Origin of the sequence: Streptomyces sp. DG2A-72 (assembly GCF_030499575.1) — a bacterium.
GTDB lineage: Bacteria > Actinomycetota > Actinomycetes > Streptomycetales > Streptomycetaceae > Streptomyces.
Genome location: NZ_JASTLC010000001.1, coordinates 2,689,906 through 2,705,482 on the forward strand (window position 1 = coordinate 2,689,906; position 15,577 = coordinate 2,705,482).

The 15,577-nt window shown below is 71.5% G+C and carries 14 protein-coding genes; 10 read left to right on the top strand and 4 right to left on the bottom strand.

Annotation, left to right across the window (positions count from 1 at the left end):
- The first annotated feature begins 18 nt into the window (after positions 1–18).
- From aceE to QQY66_RS12885, 3 genes are all read left to right on the top strand, one after another.
- Positions 19–2,721, top strand: coding sequence for a pyruvate dehydrogenase (acetyl-transferring), homodimeric type (gene aceE / locus QQY66_RS12875; protein ID WP_301979380.1), 2,703 nt, complete (start codon positions 19–21; stop codon positions 2,719–2,721).
- 178 nt (positions 2,722–2,899) lie between these two features.
- Positions 2,900–3,874 (top strand): YafY family protein, encoded by a 975-nt coding sequence (locus tag QQY66_RS12880; RefSeq protein ID WP_301979382.1) that lies wholly within the window; start codon positions 2,900–2,902, stop codon positions 3,872–3,874.
- 90 nt (positions 3,875–3,964) lie between these two features.
- Positions 3,965–4,483 carry a DUF4240 domain-containing protein gene (locus QQY66_RS12885; protein ID WP_301987285.1) on the top strand — a complete coding sequence of 173 codons (519 nt, stop codon included), beginning with the start codon at positions 3,965–3,967 and terminating at the stop codon, positions 4,481–4,483.
- A gap of 3 nt (positions 4,484–4,486) precedes the next feature.
- On the opposite strand, the gene QQY66_RS12890 is transcribed toward QQY66_RS12885, so the two are convergent.
- A complete protein-coding gene (locus QQY66_RS12890) occupies positions 4,487–4,720 on the bottom strand; it encodes a hypothetical protein (protein ID WP_301979383.1) in 234 nt (77 codons plus the stop codon).
- Between the two features lie 158 nt (positions 4,721–4,878).
- Here QQY66_RS12890 and QQY66_RS12895 point away from each other — a divergent pair, with 158 nt between their 5' ends.
- Positions 4,879–6,006, top strand: a complete 1,128-nt coding sequence (locus QQY66_RS12895) for a peptidoglycan bridge formation glycyltransferase FemA/FemB family protein (RefSeq protein WP_301979385.1) — start codon at positions 4,879–4,881, stop codon at positions 6,004–6,006.
- Positions 6,007–6,016: 10 nt separating this feature from the next.
- Here QQY66_RS12895 and QQY66_RS12900 read toward each other — a convergent pair whose 3' ends face one another.
- Positions 6,017–6,943 (bottom strand): peptidoglycan recognition protein, encoded by a 927-nt coding sequence (locus QQY66_RS12900; RefSeq protein WP_301979387.1) that lies wholly within the window; start codon positions 6,941–6,943, stop codon positions 6,017–6,019.
- Positions 6,944–7,031: 88 nt separating this feature from the next.
- On the opposite strand from QQY66_RS12900, the gene QQY66_RS12905 reads away from it, so the two are divergent.
- Positions 7,032–8,216 (top strand): MarP family serine protease, encoded by a 1,185-nt coding sequence (locus QQY66_RS12905; RefSeq protein WP_301979389.1) that lies wholly within the window; start codon positions 7,032–7,034, stop codon positions 8,214–8,216.
- Between the two features lie 106 nt (positions 8,217–8,322).
- Here QQY66_RS12905 and QQY66_RS12910 read toward each other — a convergent pair whose 3' ends face one another.
- Positions 8,323–8,814 (bottom strand): GNAT family N-acetyltransferase, encoded by a 492-nt coding sequence (locus QQY66_RS12910; RefSeq protein WP_301979390.1) that lies wholly within the window; start codon positions 8,812–8,814, stop codon positions 8,323–8,325.
- 88 nt (positions 8,815–8,902) lie between these two features.
- On the opposite strand from QQY66_RS12910, the gene QQY66_RS12915 reads away from it, so the two are divergent.
- Both QQY66_RS12915 and QQY66_RS12920 read left to right on the top strand, forming a co-directional pair.
- Positions 8,903–9,799 (top strand): TIGR01777 family oxidoreductase, encoded by an 897-nt coding sequence (locus QQY66_RS12915; protein WP_301979392.1) that lies wholly within the window; start codon positions 8,903–8,905, stop codon positions 9,797–9,799.
- A 169-nt stretch (positions 9,800–9,968) separates the two neighbouring features.
- Entirely contained in the window at positions 9,969–11,408 is a 1,440-nt protein-coding gene (locus QQY66_RS12920; RefSeq protein WP_301979394.1) for an NAD(P)/FAD-dependent oxidoreductase, read from the top strand.
- Positions 11,409–11,498: 90 nt separating this feature from the next.
- On the opposite strand, the gene QQY66_RS12925 is transcribed toward QQY66_RS12920, so the two are convergent.
- Positions 11,499–12,935 (bottom strand): regulator, encoded by a 1,437-nt coding sequence (locus QQY66_RS12925; RefSeq protein ID WP_301979396.1) that lies wholly within the window; start codon positions 12,933–12,935, stop codon positions 11,499–11,501.
- A 250-nt stretch (positions 12,936–13,185) separates the two neighbouring features.
- Between QQY66_RS12925 and lipB the strand changes: the two genes are divergently transcribed.
- From lipB to QQY66_RS12940, 3 genes are all read left to right on the top strand, one after another.
- Positions 13,186–13,983, top strand: a complete 798-nt coding sequence (lipB, locus tag QQY66_RS12930; RefSeq protein WP_301979397.1) for a lipoyl(octanoyl) transferase LipB — start codon at positions 13,186–13,188, stop codon at positions 13,981–13,983.
- Positions 13,984–14,089: 106 nt separating this feature from the next.
- Entirely contained in the window at positions 14,090–15,055 is a 966-nt protein-coding gene (gene lipA, locus QQY66_RS12935; RefSeq protein ID WP_301979398.1) for a lipoyl synthase, read from the top strand.
- Between the two features lie 273 nt (positions 15,056–15,328).
- Positions 15,329–15,529, top strand: coding sequence for a hypothetical protein (locus QQY66_RS12940; RefSeq protein WP_210576234.1), 201 nt, complete (start codon positions 15,329–15,331; stop codon positions 15,527–15,529).
- Positions 15,530–15,577: the final 48 nt, after the last annotated feature.

Here is a 15,577-nt window from a genome sequence, read left to right on the forward strand (position 1 = left end):
ACTGAGGAAGGCGGCGACATGACCGACCCCAACGCCATCCAGCCGAGCGAGCTCGACCAGCTCCCGGACCGCGACCCGGAGGAGACCGCCGAATGGCAGGCCTCCCTGGACGCCGTCACCAAGGCTGCCGGGCCGCACCGTGCCGCGTATCTGATGCGCCGCACCCTGGAGCGCGCGGAGGGCAACGGCATCGCGCTGCCGAAGCTCCTCGAGACCGACTACGTCAACACCATCCCCACCGCCGCCGAGCCCGCCGTACCGGGTGACGAGGCGATGGAGGCGCGGATCACCGCCTGGAACCGCTGGAACGCGGCCGCGATGGTGACCCGGGGCAGCAAATACGGCGTCGGCGGCCACATCGCCACCTTCGCCTCCGCCGCCTGGCTGTACGAGACCGGCTTCAACCACTTCTTCAAGGGCAAGGAGGCCGACGGCTCGGGCGACCAGCTCTACATCCAGGGCCACGCCTCCCCCGGCATCTACGCCCGCGCCTTCCTCGACGGCCGGCTGACCGAGCACCACCTCGACAACTTCCGCCGCGAGTCGGGCGGCAGCGGCCTCCCGTCGTACCCGCACCCGCGCCGGCTGCCCTGGCTGTGGGAGTTCCCGACGGTGTCAATGGGCCTCGGTCCGCTCTCCGCCATCTATCAGGCGCGCTTCAACCGCTACCTCACCAACCGCTCCATCAAGGACGTCTCCGCCTCCCACGTCTGGGCCTTCCTCGGCGACGGCGAGATGGACGAGCCCGAGTCGACGGCGGCCCTCGCGCTCGCCGCGCGTGAGGAGCTGGACAACCTCACCTTCGTCATCAACTGCAATCTGCAGCGCCTCGACGGCCCGGTCCGTGCGAACTTCAAGATCGTGCAGGAGCTGGAGGCCCAGTTCCGCGGCGCCGGCTGGAATGTCATCAAGACGCTGTGGGGTTCGGCCTGGGACGAGCTGTTCCAGCTCGACACCACGGGCGCGCTGGTACGACGGCTGCGCGAGGTACCGGACGCGCAGGTGCAGACGTACCAGACCCGTGACGCCGCCTATATCCGCCAGGACTTCTTCGGCGCCGACCCGGCACTCGCCGAGATGGCGAAGCTGCTGGGCGACGACAAGATCCTGGAGCTCTTCCACCTGTCCCGCGGTGGTCACGAGGCGCGCAAGGTGTACGCCGCGTACAAGGCCGCCGTCGAGTTCAAGGGCGCGCCGACCGTGATCCTGGCCCAGACGGTCAAGGGCCACACCCTCGGTGAGGGCTTCGCGTCGAAGAACGCCAACCACCAGATGAAGAAGCTGACGGTGGACGAGTTCAAGCAGATGCGTGACCTGCTCGAACTCCCCATCCAGGACAGCGACTTCGTCGACGGTGTGGTGCCTTACGGCCACCCGGGCGCCGACTCCCCGGAGGTCCGCTACCTCCAGGAGCGCCGCGCGGCCCTCGGCGGTCCGGCCCCGGCCCGTCGTACGCACGCCGTCGCCCCACTGCCCGCGCCCGCCGAGAAGGCCTTCGCCTCCTTCGACAAGGGATCAGGCAGCCAGAACGTGGCCACCACCATGGCCTTCGTCCGGCTCGTCAAGGACCTGGTCCGCGACAAGGAGACGGGCAAGCGCTGGGTGCCGATCGTGCCCGACGAGGCGCGCACCTTCGGCATGGAGAGCCTCTTCCCGTCGCTCGGGATCTACTCCCCCAAGGGCCAGACGTACGAGCCGGTCGACCGTGACCAGCTGATGTACTACAAGGAGGCCAAGAACGGCCAGATCCTCAACGAGGGGATCACCGAGGCCGGTTCGATGGCCGACTTCATCGCCGCGTCGACGTCGTACTCGACGCACGGCGAGACGATGATCCCGTTCTACATCTTCTACTCGATGTTCGGCTGGCAGCGCACGGCCGACCAGATGTGGCAGCTCGGCGACCAGCTGGGCCGCGGCTTCCTGATCGGCGCGACGGCCGGTCGTACGACGCTGACGGGCGAGGGCCTGCAGCACGCGGACGGCCACTCGCCGGTGATCGCGGCGACCAACCCGGCGGCGCTGACGTACGACCCGGCCTTCGCGTACGAGGTCGCGGCGATCGTCAAGGACGGTCTGCGGCGGATGTACGGCGAGGCGGCGCCGGGTGAGGACCCGAACGTCTTCTACTACCTCACCGTCTACAACGAGCCGCTGCCGCAGCCCGCGAAGCCCTCCGGACTCGGCATCGACGAGGGCATCGTCAAGGGCCTGTACCGCTTCAACACGGCGGAGTCGGCGGGCCTGTCGCCGGTGGCCAATGCCCCGCGGATCCAGCTGCTGGGTTCCGGTACGGCGATCCACTGGGCGCTGAAGGCGCAGAAGCTGCTCGCCGAGGAGTGGGGTGTCGCCGCGGACATGTGGTCGGCGACGTCATGGAGCGAACTGCGGCGGGACGCGCTGGAGGCCGACGCGGCGCTGCTGCGGGGCGAGGAGCGGGTGCCGTACGTCCGTCAGGCGCTGCACGGCGCCGAGGGGCCGGTGCTGGCGGTCTCCGACTACATGCGGCAGGTCCCGGACCAGATCGCGCAGTGGGTCGAGCAGGACTACTCCTCGCTGGGCGCCGACGGCTTCGGTCTCTCCGACACCCGCGACGCCGCCCGCCGCCACTTCGGCGTCGACGCCGAGTCCATCGTCGTGGCCGCGCTGGCCCAGCTGGCGCGTCGCGGCGAGGTCAAGGCGACGGCGGTGAAGGAGGCCCGGGAGCGGTACGGGTTGTAATTCGGCCGCGGGTGAGTGGGGGCTGGTCGCGCCCACGCGGCGGAGCCGCATATCGATACAGCCCCGCGCCCCTTAAAAGCAGGCCCGCCCAGGCGCGCCAGCTTGGGGGCGCGGGGAACTGCGCGACCAGCCACATCCGGACCCGCACCCGGCCGCAGAGCCCCGGCATCATGGATCTATGCGCGCTGCCCGTCTCATCAAAATGGTGCTGCTGCTCCAGTCCCGGCCCTCCATGACCGCCGCCGAGCTGGCGACGGAGCTGGAGGTGTCCGAGCGGACTGTCACCCGGGATGCGCAGGCGTTGTCGGAGGCGGGCGTTCCGGTGTACGCGGATCGGGGGCGGGCCGGCGGGTACCGGCTGATCGGCGGGTACCGGACGCGGCTGACGGGGCTGCACCGAAGTGAGGCGGAGGCGCTGTTCCTGTCCGGCGTGCCGGGTGCGCTGCGGGAGATGGGGCTGGAGGACGCGGCCTCGGCGGCCCGGCTGAAGGTGTCGGCGGCGTTGCTGCCCTCCCTGCGCGACGCCTCCCGCACGGCTGCGCAGCGGTTCCATCTGGACGCGCCGAACTGGTTCAAGGAGACCGAGACGCCCGCGCTGCTGCCGGTCGTCGCGGACGCGGTGTGGGACGACCGGCGGATCACCGCCCGCTACCGCAGGGACGGGGTCCTGGTCGAGCGGGAGCTGGAGCCGTACGGGCTCGTACTGAAGGCCGGCGTCTGGTACCTGTGCGCGCGAGCCGCCCCGCACGGCTCTCCCCGGGTCTACCGGATCGACCGGTTCCAGGCCGTCGCGGCCGGTGCCGAGCGCTTCGTCCGCGACGAGGACTTCGATCTGCCCGGCTTCTGGGAGGAGCGGGCAGAGCAGTTCGCGCGGTCCATCCTGCGCGCCGAGGTCGTCGTACGGCTCTCCGCGGACGGCGTGCGCAGGCTGCCGCACGCCGTCGATCCGCTCGCCGCGCGGGAGGCGCTGGCGAACGCGGACGCCCCGGACTCCGGCGGACGGGTGACGGTGACGCTCCCCGTGGAGTCCGAGGAGGTCGCCCACACCCAGCTGACGGCGCTCGGTCCGGAGGCCGAGGTGCTGGCTCCCGAGAGCCTGCGCGCGCGGTTCGCGGGGGACGCGGCGCGGTTGGCGGCGCTGTACGACCGATGACGCCGTACCACTCCTGACTCCGTCCCGCCCATAACAATCCGCCTCACTCCACGTGCGTCCCACCCCTCCAGGCACGATGCTTGACCCGTGATGGACGAGACGGAGTTCTGGGAGCTGATCGACGCCAGCCGCGAGGCCGCCGAGGGCGACCCCGAGGAGCAGGCCGACCTGCTTGTGGAGCGACTCCTGGCGCTGGACCCGGAGATGGTCGTGGACTTCGCCCGTCACTTCGAGGCGCGCTACAACCGCGCATACACCTGGGACCTGTGGGGCGCCGCCTGGGTGCTGCTCGACGGGGCGAGCGACGACGCGTTCGACTTCTTCCGGTGCTGGCTGATCGGCCAGGGCCGGGAGCTGTACGAGGGTGCCGTGCACGCTCCCGACTCGCTCGCCGATCTGCTGGACGACTTCGACGAGGAGCTCGACGGCGACGGCGAGGAGCTGGGCTACGCGGCCGACGAGGCCTACGAGCAGCTCACCGGGAGCGTCGCCCCGGACCTCGGCATCCCGCCCGCGCCCTCGGAGCCCGAGGGCAGGCCGATCGACTTCGAGGACGAGCGGGCGCTGGCCGAGCGGTATCCCAAGCTGTGGGAACGGTTCCGGGACTGACGCTCACCCGGCGGTGCGCCGGCGTCCCGCGTCCGACGGGATGTACGCCTGCGTCTGCTGGTCCGCCTTCACCGCGTGGTGCATCGGGGCGGTGTTGGCCTGATCGAGCGCCGACGCGGTGACCGCGGCCGGTCCCAGGACGACGGCCACGACCGCGCAGACCACGGCCCAGGGTCCACGGGCGGTCCTGGCCCAGCCGCCGGTGTTCTCCCTGGCTTCGGTGTGACTGCTGTTCATTTCTTCCCCACCTCCAGTCAGTGCGTGTGCATGACGATAGGAGGGCCGCCTCGGGGAGACCCTTGAGACGGCTACGAGAAACCTGTGAGGGTCAGATCTTGACCCGGCCCGTGATCGCCTGCCTAGGGTGGCCCGTCCCGAAGAGGAGCACCCTGCCCATGACCAGCCCCTACGTGCGCGAGATCACGCGCGAGGACCATCTCGCCCACCTTCGGCTGCACCCCGACGCGAGCCATCTCCAGATCCCCGAGTGGGCCGATGTGAAGCCCGGCTGGCTCGGGCAGAGCGTCGGCTGGTTCGAGGGCGAGTCGCTGGTCGCCACAGCGCTCGTGCTGTACCGCCCGCTGCCCGGCACCCGGCGCTTTCTCGCCTACCTCCCCGACGGGCCCGACATCGACTGGCGTACCCCGCGGCTGGAGCGCTGGCTGGACCCGCTCGTAGCGCATCTGGCGCGGGAGGGCGCGTTCGCGGTCCGGATCGGGCCGCCCGTCGTCGTACGGTGCTGGGATCCGTCCGTCGTCGCGGCGGGCGTCGCCGATCCCGCCGTACGGCATCTGCGGGAGCTGCCCGCGGCCGACATAGACGGGTTCGCGCTGGACGCCGGGGAGCGGCTGCGGCAGCTCGGGTGGCGGCGGTGCGAGGAGGACGAGGACAGCGGTTTCGGCCTCGGGCAGCCGCGGTTCGGCTGTCTGATACCGCTCCAGGAGCGCTCGGTGGACGATCTGCGCGCCGCCCTCGCGCCCCACTGGGAGCAGGCCCTGCAGACGGCCGAGTCGGCGGGCGTCCGGATCGTCACGGGCACCGGCGGCGACCTGCCCGAGTTCCACCGCCTGTACACCGCGACCGCCGCCCACGACGGCTTCAAGGCCCGCCCGCTGGACTACTTCCAGCGCATGTGGAAGGCCCTGAACGCGGAGGACGGCGACCGGGTGCGCCTCTACCTCGCGGAGTACGACGGGGAGGTCCTCTCCGCCGCGTTCATGATCAACGTCGGCTCCCGGTCCTGGCACTCGTATGCCGCCTCCGGCCGCCGGGGCCGTCAACTGCGGCCCAGCAGCGCGCTGTTGTGGCGGATGCTGTACGACGCGTGGGCGGCGAACGCCGAGACGTACGACCTGCGCTCGATCACCCCCACCCTCACCGAGAGCCGACTGCTCGGCCGGCTGCTGTTCAAGACGGGGGCGGGCGGCATGGCCGTGGAGTACCTCGGGGAGTGGGAGCGGCCGGTGGGCACCCAGGGCAAGGTGCTGCAGCGGGCGGTGAAGGCCTACCTGGGACGCAGGTGAATCAAGCCATTCATCTGCCCTGCAAGGAGGCCGCCGTCTGCCTGATCTGCGGGAGCAGGGCGCTGAGGGCGGCGCCCGGACAGTTCGTCATGAAGCCGTCCTTGTGGCCCGCGAGGGCGGGGAGCCGGGCGGTCGTTCCGGCCGCGTACCGGCTCAGGCCGTTGCTGGAGACCAGGGGCACGTTCGCGCGGGGGTCGATTCCGGACAGGCCCAGTTTCCAGGCGGCGAGGCGGGCGATCGCGTCGGTCATGACTTGCGGCACGGACACGCCCGCCGTGAAGGTGCCGAGGGCGGCGATGCCGGTGGTGCCGTGGTTGAAGCCCTGGGTGTGGGCGCCGGTGACCGGGCGGTCGACGCCGCCCGCGCGGCCCTCGTATATCGTGCCGCAGCGGTCGACGAGGAAGTTGTAGCCGATGTCGTCCCATCGGCGGGAGCCGGTCTGGCCCGCGTACAGGTGGCGGATGATGCGGGGCGCGTCGGCGCAGGCGTAGCCGTTGGGCGAGTCCGTGTGGTGGACGAAGACGGCGACGACCTTGGGGTCGTAGCGCGGCGGCGGCTGAGTGCGCCGCGCGCTGCCGTCCAGCCAGGCCGACCTCGGCACGATGTGCGGCTTCGCCGCGGAGTACGGCGTGACGGCGGACCGGGCCGCGACCGGCCGTGCGGACGCGGCGCCGGTCCGCTCCACCCCACTCGCGCACAGCGCCAGCGCGGCGACCGCGGCCAGCCCGGGCAGACAGCCGAGCAGCACCCGGACGGCAGCCGGTATGGGGACGGCGATGTGCGGTGTTCGTACGGCACGGCGTCTTCGCGACCCTCGCGCCCTTCGGAAGACACGCATGACCCCACTGTCGGCCGGATCCGTTCCGCCCGCGATGTGTGCTGTGCCACCTGGTGGAACCAACGTCATGGTCCGGGACGTTTTTACGGGTACACGCACGCGTGGCTGGTTCCGGATGCCACGCGCGCGTGGCTGATCACTGGGCTCCTCTTCCGCGTATTAGGGGGTCCGAGAGAAAGGCGGCCTGGTGGACCTGCTCGACATCCTGCTGTTGCTGCTGATCCTGGCCTACGCGGCGTCCGGCTACCGGCGCGGACTGGTGGCCGGCTGTGTCTCACTGGCCGGCTTCGTCGGCGGTGCGGTGATCGGCGTCTGGATCCTGCCGTGGATGGTGGACCTGGCGCCGCCGGGTACGACGGCGGCGACGGTGACCGCCGTGCTCACGGTGCTGGTGCCCGCGGTGGTGGGCCATGAACTGGCGGGCCGCCTCGCCCTGCGGCTGCGGCGGGAGCTGGACCAGGGGCCGCTGCGGGTGGCCGACGGAGTGGGCGGCGCCGTGGCGAACTCGGTGGCCGTACTGATCGTGGCGTGGGTGGCCGCCAGCGTCCTGGGCGCGTCCTCGTCCCCGCTGGTCACCACCGCGATCCGGGACTCCCGGCTGCTCGGGGCGGTGCAGGACACCATGCCCGAAACGACCCCGGCCTGGTTCTCCCGGGCCACGTCCGCGCTGACCGAGGCGGGCTTCCCGCAGGTCTTCAACCCGTTCGAGAGCGAGTCGACGGCCCAGGTCGCCGAGCCCTCCGGCGACAGCGTCACCGCCAGCGCCACCAACGCCGCCAAGCTCAGCACCGTGAAGATCGAGGGCGTCGCCGGTACCCAGGGCCGCGAGGGCAGCGGGTTCGTCTACGCGGACGAGCATGTGATGACCAACGCGCATGTCGTGGCCGGCATCGACGACCCGAGCGTCCGGGTCGGCGGGGTCGGGCGGTCGTACGAGTCGCGCGTCGTGCTCTTCGATCCGGACAAGGACGTGGCCGTGCTGTACGTGCCCGATCTGCGCGCCCCCGTCCTGCGGTTCGACGACGAGGCCGCGCGCGGCGACGCGGCGGTGGTCGCGGGCTATCCGGAGGGCGGCGACCTCAACCTCCAGGCGGCGACCGTCGCCAACCGCGTTCAGGCGACCGGCCAGAACATCTACAACGACGACACGGTGACCCGTGAGATCTACTCGGTCCGCTCGACGGTCCGCCCCGGCAACTCCGGCGGCCCGCTGCTGACCACCGACGGCCGGGTGTACGGCGTCGTCTTCGCCCGCTCCACCTCGGACGCGCAGACGGGCTACGTCCTCACCGCCGACGAGGTCGCGGGGGACGCCCGGCGCGCGGCGGACGCGACGGCACCGGTGGACACGGGCGAGCTGGTCACGACGTAGCGAAGCGCTCTGCGGGTAGTGCCGCGATTGGCCGTCGCTCGTCTGCGGGTCCGTCGTGGCTGGTCGCGCAGTTCCCCGCGCCCCTGACGGGGCGCTGCCGACAGGGCTACCTCAGGCTGCGCCCCATGCACACGTCGTCCACGTACTCGCCGTCCAGGAAGAACTCCTCCGGCAGCACGCCCTCCACCGCGAAGCCCTCCGACTCGTAGAGCTTGCGGGCCGCGGTGTTGTGGCCCAGGACGCGCAGGGTGATGCGGCGTGCCCCCTGCCGTCGTGCCTCGTCCTGCGCGGCCCGCAGCAGCGCCCGCGCGACTCCGGCGCCGCGTGCCTCCTCCGCGACCACGAGCCCTTGGATCTGGCGGACGTGGGAGTTGCACGCGAGCGGCGTCGGGAACCCCAGCCGGATATAGCCGACGACAGCCCCGTCGAGCTCGGCGACGAGATGGTCGCGCGGCCCGAACCGGTCGTTGTAGAAGGGCTCGTACGGCGGCTGGGGGCGCGGCTGGACGGCGTGCCGCGTCGACCAGGTGTCCCGGTCGAGGCGGCCGAGCGTCTCTTCGTCGTCGAGGGTCGCGTGGCGTATGTACGGGACAGGCATGGCGGCCACCCTATGACGGCACCCCGATCCGGCTCTGCCCATGGCCCCGTCCGCGCTTTGTCGCACCCCTGCGGTCATGCTGGAGCCCATGGAGCGTTCGCGAATCGCGGTGGCCGGTGCGTCCGGTCTGATCGGCAGTGCCCTGGTGCGGTCCCTGACCGCGGACGGACACGAGGTGGTACGCCTGGTGCGCCGCGCGCCCCGGGCGAAGGACGAGGTCCGCTGGGACCCCGAGACACGGCGGGTGGACGCGGCCGGGCTCGCCGGGTGCGACGCCGTGGTCAACCTCGCGGGCGCCGGAGTCGGCAGCCGGCGCTGGACGGACGCGTACAAGACGAAGATCCGCCGCAGCCGGGTCCTCGGCACCTCGGCGCTTGCGGAGGCCATCGCCTCCCTGGACGATCCGCCGCGGGTCTTCGTCAACGGCAGCGCGATCGGCTTCTACGGCGAGACGGGCGACCGCCCGGTCGACGAGAGCGCCCCGCACGGCGAGGGTTTCCTGCCCGAGCTGTGCGTGGAGTGGGAGGGCGCCGCGGCCCCCGCGCAGCAGGCGGGCGTACGAACGGTGTTCCCGCGCACGGGACTTGTGGTGGCCCGCGAGGGCGGAGCCTGGGCCAAGCTGTTCCCGCTCTTCAAGGCCGGGCTCGGCGGGCGGATGGGCGACGGACGGCAGTACTGGTCGTTCGTCTCGCTGCACGACGAGGTGGCCGCGATCCGCCATCTCATCGACACCGACGGGCTGTCCGGGCCGTTCGACGTGACCGCCCCGGAGCCGCTGACGAACCGTGAGATCACCGCGGCGATGGGACGCGTGCTGCACCGGCCGACCCTGTTCACGGTGCCCGCGCCCGTGCTGCGGACCGTGCTCGGCGAGATGGCCGGGGATGTGCTGGGCAGCGCCCGGGTGCGGCCGACCCGGCTGCTGGAATCAGGCTTCACGTTCGCGTTCCCGGACATCGAGGGAGCGATCCGGGCCGCGCTGTAAGGCCTACGGCCCCTTGCCGGTCGTATGCGACCGTTGTGCGACCGTGCCCGGTCGATGCGCGACTTCATTTGGCCGATCAGCGCCCTAACCTCAAGCCGTACTCGGGTATCCCCGGAGTCTGTTGGGGGCATGACGTCTCCACCGGCCGCGCAACCTCGAGGAGGGGCACGTGCTTGAGCCCGCGTACCAGGCGGACGTCGTCATCGTGGGAGCCGGGGTCGCCGGCCTCTCGGCGGCTCATCGGCTGACCAGCGCAGGAGTAACGACCGCGGTCCTGGAGGCCGCCCCTTACGTCGGCGGCCGGATGTCGACCGAGAAGGTCGACGGATTCCGGCTCGACCGCGTCGGACAGCTGCTGTCCACGTCGTATCCAGAACTCGGCCTCACCCCGGGGCTCGACGCACTCGTCCTGCGCCCGTTCGCGCCGGGTGTCCTGCTGCACAGCGGCGGAGTGCGCCACCGCGCGGGCGCCCCGGCGAACGGAGGGGGCGCAAGGAGCGCACTCCACGCTGTGCGCGCCCTCGCAAGCGCCCCCTTGCCGAACTCCGTGCGCGCTCTGGCCGGTGGCCCCTTGCCGACGTCCGCGCCCCTGGGCCGCAGCGCACCGCCGGGCACCCCCCGCAGCCGTACGGCCGCCCCGCGCCCCCGGACCGGCGCCCCCCTCGGCACCGCCGTCGACCAGGCCCGCCTCGCCGCCTCGCTCGCCCGGCTCGCGGGCACGCCCGTCGAACGGCTGCTGTCCCGCCCCGAGTTGCCGGCCGGCGAGGCCCTCGCCGCCCGAGGCCTCCCCGCGCGCACGATCGACGGCTTCCTGCGCCCGCTGCTCGCCGCCCTGCTCTACGACCCGGAGCTGACCACCTCCAGCCGCTGCGCGGACCTCGCCCTGCGCGCCTTCGCAAGCGGACGGCTGTGCGTACCGGAGGGCGGCGCCGAGATGCTGCCGGAACTGCTGGCCCGGACGCTGCCGCCAGGCACCGTGCACACCGGCGTGCGGGTCACGTCGGTCGCCACGACCTCGGTGACGACCGCCGAGCACGGCGAGTTCCCCTGCCGGGCCGTCCTGGTGGCCACCGACGCCCGCACCGCCGCCGACCTGCTGCCCGGCCTGCGCGTCCCCGGCTTCCACCCGGTCACGGTGGTCCACCACACCACGGACGAGCCACCGGGGACCGGCCCCTCCCTCCTCCTCGACGCCGACCGCGGCGGCCCGGTGGCCCACACGGCGGTGGTCAGCGAGGTCGACCCCACCCGGGCCCCCGCAGGCCGCGCCCTGATCTCCTCGACGATCCTCGGCCCACCCCCACCGGAAGCCGACACAGCCGTACGCATGCACCTCTCCCGCCTCTACGGCACCCCCACCACCCGCTGGGAAATCCTCGCCGTCCACCACACAGCCGAGGCCGTCCCCGCAATGAGCCCACCCCACGACCTACGCCGCCCCGTACGCCTCCTGGCAGGCCTGTACGTATGCGGCGACCACCGAGACACAAGCACAGTCCAGGGCGCCCTGCACTCAGGCCGCAGGGCATCGGCAGCAATCCTGACGGACCTGGGCGCGACAGGCTCAATGCACCAGGCGGACCCACACCCAACAACACAGGCCGCCTGAAAGCGCCCCGTCAGGGGCGCGGGGAACTGCGCGATCAACCACGACGGCGCCGCACCAGGCACTCAACAGCCAGCCCTACGGCGATACCCCCTACCCCAGCGCAGCGACCTTGTCCCGATACCCCCGAACCGGCGCCGCATCCTTATACGGCTCCAACCGCCGCTCAAAGTCCCGCACATACTCCACCGCCCGCACCGACCGCATCTCCGCCGCGGCCCCCGCCGCCTCCGCCCCCAACGTGCACGCCTGATCAAGCTCCCCCAGCCCAAGCCGCGCAGACGCCAGCACCACCCGACAGAACAACCGACTGCGCGCATACGACGGCGCACGCAACTGCAACGACCGCTCCGCATGCTGAGCCGCCGCACGAAACTGCTGCAGATCCCGATGGCAGTGCCCGAACTCATCGGCGAGCTGCGCCTCGTCGAAGAACCGCGCCCAGTGCGGAACCTCATCGCCGGGCCGAGCCGCCTCCAGCGCCCGTTCGGCCCGCACCAGCGACGCCGTGCAAGCCCGCACTTCGCCGAGCACCCCATGCCCACGCGCCTCGACCGCGTGCAGCAGCGCCTGCACGACGGGCGGCGCGGTCGTCCCGACCCCCTGCTGCGCCACCCGCGCCAGCTGAACGGCCTCCCGCCCGTGCCCGAGATACACGGCCTGCCGGCTCATGGTGACCAGCACGAACGAGCCGTACGCCCGGTCCGCCGCCGCCTGCGCCAGTCGCAGCGCCTGCACGAAATACCGCTGGGCGAGCCCGTGCGCGGCGATGTCGTACGACGTCCAGCCCGCGAGCCGGGTCAGATCGGCGGCGGCAGCGAACAGTCGGCGGCCGGTCTGCTCGCCGTATGTGCCGCGCAGCATCGGTTCGCACTCGTGCTCCAGATAGCGCACGAGGGCCTGCCGGGCGTGGCCGCCGCCGTACATGTCGTCCAGGGTGCGGAACAGCTCACCGACCGAGCGGAGGGCTGCGATGTCACCGCCGGTGACCCGCTGGCCGGGGCCGCGATCGGCCTGGCCGCGCTGGCGGGGCAGCACCGGGCGGCCCTGCGCGGGCACCCGGGCGGGCTGCTCGCCGCGGGCCACCTTGTCGTCGGCGCGGCCGATCAGCCAGTCCCGGCTGGGCACGACGAGCCCGGCCGCGGTGAACGCGATCTTGCGCAGTTCGGTGTGGCTGCCGGAGTCCTTGCGCCACAGCCCGCTGACGATGTCGACGGCCTCCTCGGGGGTGCCGGCGAATTCCAGCCCGGCGTACACCGGCGCACAGGCGTCGAGGCCGAGATCCTGGGCGGTGAGCCGCCGCCCGAGCCGCCGGGTGAACACCTCGGCGATGAGTGCGGGCGTCGTCCCCCGGGGCTGCTGGCCGCGCAGCCACCGGGTCACGGATGTCTTGTCGTATCTGAGGTCCAGCCCGTGTTCGAGTCCGAGCTGGTCCACTCGACGGGCGAGACCCGCGTTGGAGAACCCCGCTTCTGCGATGAGCGCGGCGAGCTGTCGGTTGGGAGTGCGCTGCGCGGGTCGTTCCGTCATCTGCGGTACGGTCTCCTGCCTTTCGGGCCTCGCGGAGGCCCTGCGCTGCCCGGAACGCCGGTGAGCAGCCTTTTTGGCCTCTGTGAACGGCGCGAATGTAGCGGAGAGTAAGCACGCAATCACACACTTCGCCGCCTATTCATCCGATCGTGTGAGGATTGCCCTCAGGACTGACGGGCATCGACCGGACGTACAGTGGCGTGGGCGCGTTACGTGCCTGACACAGCCGTCTTTGAGGGAGGCGCTTGCCGTGAGTGGGTTGCGGTTCGTCCGGATGGGATTCGGAGCGGACGCCGTCGAGTACCAGGAGGCGTGGGACGAGCAGCGCCGGGTGCACGCCGCGCGCTTCGCGGACGAGATCCCCGACACCGTGCTGCTCCTGGAGCACCCCCCGGTGTATACGGCGGGCCGCCGCACGGCCGACGACGAACGCCCCCTCGACGGCACCCCGGTCATCGACGTGGACCGCGGCGGCAAGATCACCTGGCACGGACCGGGCCAGCTGGTGGGCTACCCCATCCAGAAGCTCCCGCGTCCGGTGGACGTCGTGGCGCATGTACGACGCCTGGAAGAGGCCCTGATCCGCACCTGTGCGGAGTTCGGGCTGGAGACCAGCCGGGTCGAGGGCCGCAGCGGAGTGTGGGTCCTCGGCGACCCGGTCGAGCAGCGCCCTGCCCTTGGCGGACTGTCCCTGGACTTCGACCCCCGGCTGCACGACGAGGAGTTCGACCCCCGTCTCAACGGCCCCGAGTACGCCCCCTCCAACGCCGGCCAGCGCCGCGAGGACCGCAAGATCGCCGCGATCGGCATCCGCGTGGCCAAGGGCGTGACGATGCATGGCTTCGCCCTGAACGTGAACCCGGACAACAAGTGGTTCGACCGCATCATCCCCTGTGGGATCCGGGACGCGGGCGTGGCCTCGCTGGCGAGCGAACTCGGGCGGGACGTGACGATCGCGGAGGTGCTGCCGGTCGTGGAACGGCACCTGAGGGACGTACTCGAGAACGCGGAGCTGAAGCCGCGGGAGATCGAGAAGGCGACCGTCTGAGGCCGGGAATCAGCCCTGTGACGATGAGGTTGGCCTCAGAGCAGGGCTGAGTATGCACGGGCGTACGCTGGTGTACGCCGAAGAATCGAAGCTACAGGGAGCCGACGTGTCCGCAGTCTCACCGGACGGACGCAAGATGCTGCGCCTGGAGGTCCGCAACAGCCAGACCCCCATCGAGCGCAAGCCCGAGTGGATCAAGACCCGGGCGAAAATGGGCCCCGAGTACACGAAGATGCAGAGCCTCGTGAAGAGCGAGGGCCTGCACACGGTCTGCCAGGAAGCCGGCTGCCCCAACATCTACGAGTGCTGGGAGGACCGCGAGGCCACCTTCCTCATCGGCGGCGACCAGTGCACCCGGCGCTGCGACTTCTGCCAGATCGACACCGGCAAGCCCGAGGCCCTCGACCGTGACGAGCCCCGCCGGGTCGGCGAGTCCGTGGTCACCATGGACCTCAACTACGCCACCATCACCGGCGTCGCCCGCGACGACCTGGAGGACGGCGGCGCCTGGCTGTACGCCGAGACGGTCCGCCAGATCCACGAGCAGACCGCCTCCCGCGAGGCCGGCCGCACCAAGGTCGAGCTGCTCGCCCCGGACTTCAACGCCGTACCGGAGCTGCTGGAGCAGGTCTTCGCCTCCCGCCCCGAGGTCTTCGCGCACAACGTCGAGACGGTCCCCCGGATCTTCAAGCGCATCCGCCCCGGCTTCCGCTACGAGCGCTCGCTCGCGGTCATCACCGCCGCCCGCGACTACGGCCTGGTCACCAAGTCGAACCTCATCCTCGGCATGGGCGAGACCCGCGAGGAGGTCAGCGAGGCGCTGCGGCAGCTGCACGACGCCGGCTGCGAGCTGGTCACGATCACGCAGTACCTGCGGCCGAGCGTCCGTCACCACCCGGTGGAGCGCTGGGTCAAGCCGATGGAGTTCGTGGAGCTGAAGGACGAGGCCGAGCAGATCGGCTTCTCGGGCGTCATGTCCGGCCCGCTGGTCCGCTCCTCGTACCGCGCCGGGCGGCTGTACCAGATGGCTGTCGAGAAGCGTGGCGCGTACGTCGCGTCGCAGGCTGTCTGACACATCGTCACCTGCCTTGCCCCGTAAGGTGTGCGGCAAGCGTGTGAATTCGCGCACAAGAAACTACCCGCCGGTAGCGGCGGAATCGACGCGGCTCTGAACGTCCTCGCAGATGGAGGCGTACATCAGGGCCGCGTCAGGGTTTTTGGCCCTCGCATCAAGGTTTCATTGGCGTTTGACCGGTCGGTCACGCCCTGGTAACACCATTCAGTGACGCTCGACTCACGCCACGTACACCCGCATCCGCTGCCATACCGAGGGGGGACCTCCAACATGCAGGCCGCGCCCGTCCGCGCCACCGCCATCCCGTCCGTCACCGACGCACTCCGCGCCGTCGAGTCGCTGCTGATGAGCAGCGGCCAGCGCACCGCCCGTCGTAACGCCTGGACCTCCGTCCTGGAGGACCGCCGCCGCGCCAAGGACCGGGTCGAGGCGCAGCGCGTCCTGGAGCAGGCCCTCGCCGGGCGCTCCTGACCCGGCACCCCCTGAAGCCCTCCCCCTTCGTTCCGGGCACTGCCGTCG